Consider the following 2,825-nt stretch of genomic DNA (forward strand, 5'->3'; position numbering starts at 1 on the left):
CCCCATTCAGGATGCTGAGGATGGCGTGGTGCTGAACAGGGCTCACTTACAGAGGCGTCAAAGTTTTCAATCACTAGCTTGAGTGGCTTTAGAACTGCTGTAGCCCGTGGAGCCTTGCCTTCTAGATCATCCCGCAAGGCTTGATCCAGCGTATTCATATCGATCCAGCTATCCGCTTTAGAAACGCCGATTCGCTCGCAGAACAAGCGAATACTCTCTGGCGTATAGCCTCTGCGACGAATACCGACGATGGTTGGCATGCGTGGATCATCCCAGCCATCAACATGTTTTTCTTCGACCAATTGCAGCAGCTTACGTTTGCTGGTGATGGTGTAAGTTAAGTTGAGGCGGGCGAATTCATACTGATGCGGCACTGGATTTTTGAAGATCCCCAATTCTGCTAGTGAGGCAACAATCCAATCGTAGAGCGGACGATTATTTTCAAACTCCAAAGTGCAGATGGAGTGTGAGACATTTTCTAGTGCATCTGAAATGCAGTGGGTGAAATCATATAAAGGGTAGATGCACCACTTACTGCCAGTCCGGTGGTGATCGGTATGACGAATACGATAGACCACAGGATCACGCATCACAATATTAGGATGCGCCATATCAATTTTTAGACGTAGAACATGTTCGCCATCTTTGTATTTGCCATCACGCATCTCGCGAAATAAAGTCAGATTCTCATCTGGAGTGCGATCGCGATAAGGACTATTTTTTCCAGCTTGCCCAAAGTTGCCACGATTGGTATGAATGTCATCGGCACTTTGACTATCCACATAGGATTTGCCATTCTGAATCAGAATTTCTGCAAACTCATAGAGCTGATCAAAGTAATCACTCGCGTGATACAGATGCGTGCCCCAATCAAAGCCAAGCCATTTGACTGCATCCAAAATGCTGTCCGCATACTCAACATCCTCTTTGACTGGATTAGTGTCATCGAGGCGCATATTGCAACGCGCACCACCAGCTAGCTGGTTGTAATCAGCAGCTAAGCCAAAGTTGAGGCAGATACTTTTGGCGTGACCGATGTGGAGATAGCCATTAGGTTCTGGTGGAAAGCGCGTAATGATGGAGGGGATAGCTTGACCATCACGGCTGCTGCGGTTCTGATAGGCGCCACTCGCCAAATCATGGTCAATGATCTGGCGCAAAAAGTTGGAAGGCTCAGCAATGACGCTGGCAGGAACTTTGGGTGATTTGCTATCTTGGGACATGCGCCCATTGTAGAGAAAACCCTCGCCCCTAAAGAAAAAAGCCCGCAAACTACTGCGGGCTCGTTTCTGGGAAGCTTTCGAGTATTACTCCTCTACAAAAGCCTCTTCACGGGTTTTCTTAACCGCCGGGAGAGCTACGATCACCACCAAGAGAGCAGCCGCAATGAGCAGGCTGAGAGATAGTGGACGCGTAAAGAAGGTGGAGAAATCACCGCGTGACAACAACAGTGCGCGACGGAAGTTCTCTTCCATCATTGGTCCGAGCACGAAACCAAGGAGTAATGGAGCAGGTTCGCAGCCGAGCTTGAAGAAGAGGTAGCCAATTAAGCCGAAACCAGCCGTTACATAAACGTCAAATATGGAATTATTGACGGTGTAAACGCCGATACAGCAGAAGACTAGGATGGCTGGATACATCAAGCGGTATGGAATTTTCAAGAGCTTTACCCAAATACCAATGAGAGGCAAGTTCAAGAGAATCAACATCACGTTACCAATCCACATGGATGCAATCAGACCCCAGAACAGGGCTGGGTTGCTAGTCATCACTTGTGGACCAGGTTGAATGTTATGAATAGTCATCGCACCAACCATCAGAGCCATCACTGCATTTGGTGGAATACCCAAAGTGAGCAATGGAATGAAAGAGGTTTGAGCTGCAGCATTATTAGCTGCTTCTGGACCAGCTACACCTTCAATAGCGCCCTTACCGAATTCGTGGGTGTATTTTGAGGATTTCTTCTCAACTGAATAAGCGCCAAAGGCAGCCAGAGCTGCACCACCGCCTGGCAAAATTCCTAAAATTGACCCTATGGTAGTGCCGCGCAGAATAGATGGCACCATGCGCTTGAGATCATTTTTGGTGGGAATCATGGAGGTAACTTTATTGAGGAAGCCCTCTTCGTCACCTTTTTTCTCTAAATTACCCATGATTTCAGCAAAGCCAAATACACCCATAGCCACGCTGACAAAGCCAATACCGTCGCTTAGTTGTGGAATGTCAAAGGAGTAGCGAGCAACCCCAGAGTTCACGTCCGTGCCGATCAAGCCCATCAATAAACCAAGGATGATCATGCCAATGGCTTTGATCAAGGAACCTGAAGCCAGAACAACCGCGCCAATTAATCCCAAAACCATTAGTGAGAAGTATTCAGCGGGACCAAACTTAAAGGCCAACTCAGAGAGAGGGGCGGCAAAAGCGGCTAAAACTAAAGTAGCTACGCAGCCAGCAAAGAATGAACCCATACCTGCAGTAAATAAGGCAACACCACCACGACCATTTTTGGCCATTTGGTAACCATCAATCGCCGTCACCACCGAGGACGTTTCCCCTGGGATGTTGAGCAAAATCGCAGTAGTAGATCCTCCGTACTGTGAGCCGTAATAAATACCGGCTAACATAATCAAGGCTGCAATTGGAGGCAGTGCATAGGTTGCTGGGAGCAACATAGCAATAGTGGCTACAGGACCTAGGCCTGGGAGTACGCCAATTAGCGTGCCCAATAGGCAGCCAATAAAGCAATACATTAAATTTTGCAGGGTGAACGCGGTATCAAATCCGAGAGCGAGATTGTTAAATAATTCCATTTTTCTGGTTCCCGG

At 47.8% G+C, this 2,825-nt stretch carries 2 protein-coding genes; both read right to left on the reverse strand.

What is annotated here, in order from left to right:
* The coding region (glnS, locus tag B7X71_RS14715; protein ID WP_293601207.1) for a glutamine--tRNA ligase at positions 1-1,223 on the reverse strand (1,223 nt) is incomplete at its 3' end.
* Between the two features lie 84 nt (positions 1,224-1,307).
* Complete coding sequence (locus B7X71_RS14720; RefSeq protein ID WP_293598490.1) at positions 1,308-2,810, reverse strand: tripartite tricarboxylate transporter permease; 1,503 nt, start codon at positions 2,808-2,810, stop codon at positions 1,308-1,310.
* Positions 2,811-2,825: the final 15 nt, after the last annotated feature.

It is taken from the genome of Polynucleobacter sp. 39-46-10 (assembly GCF_002282275.1).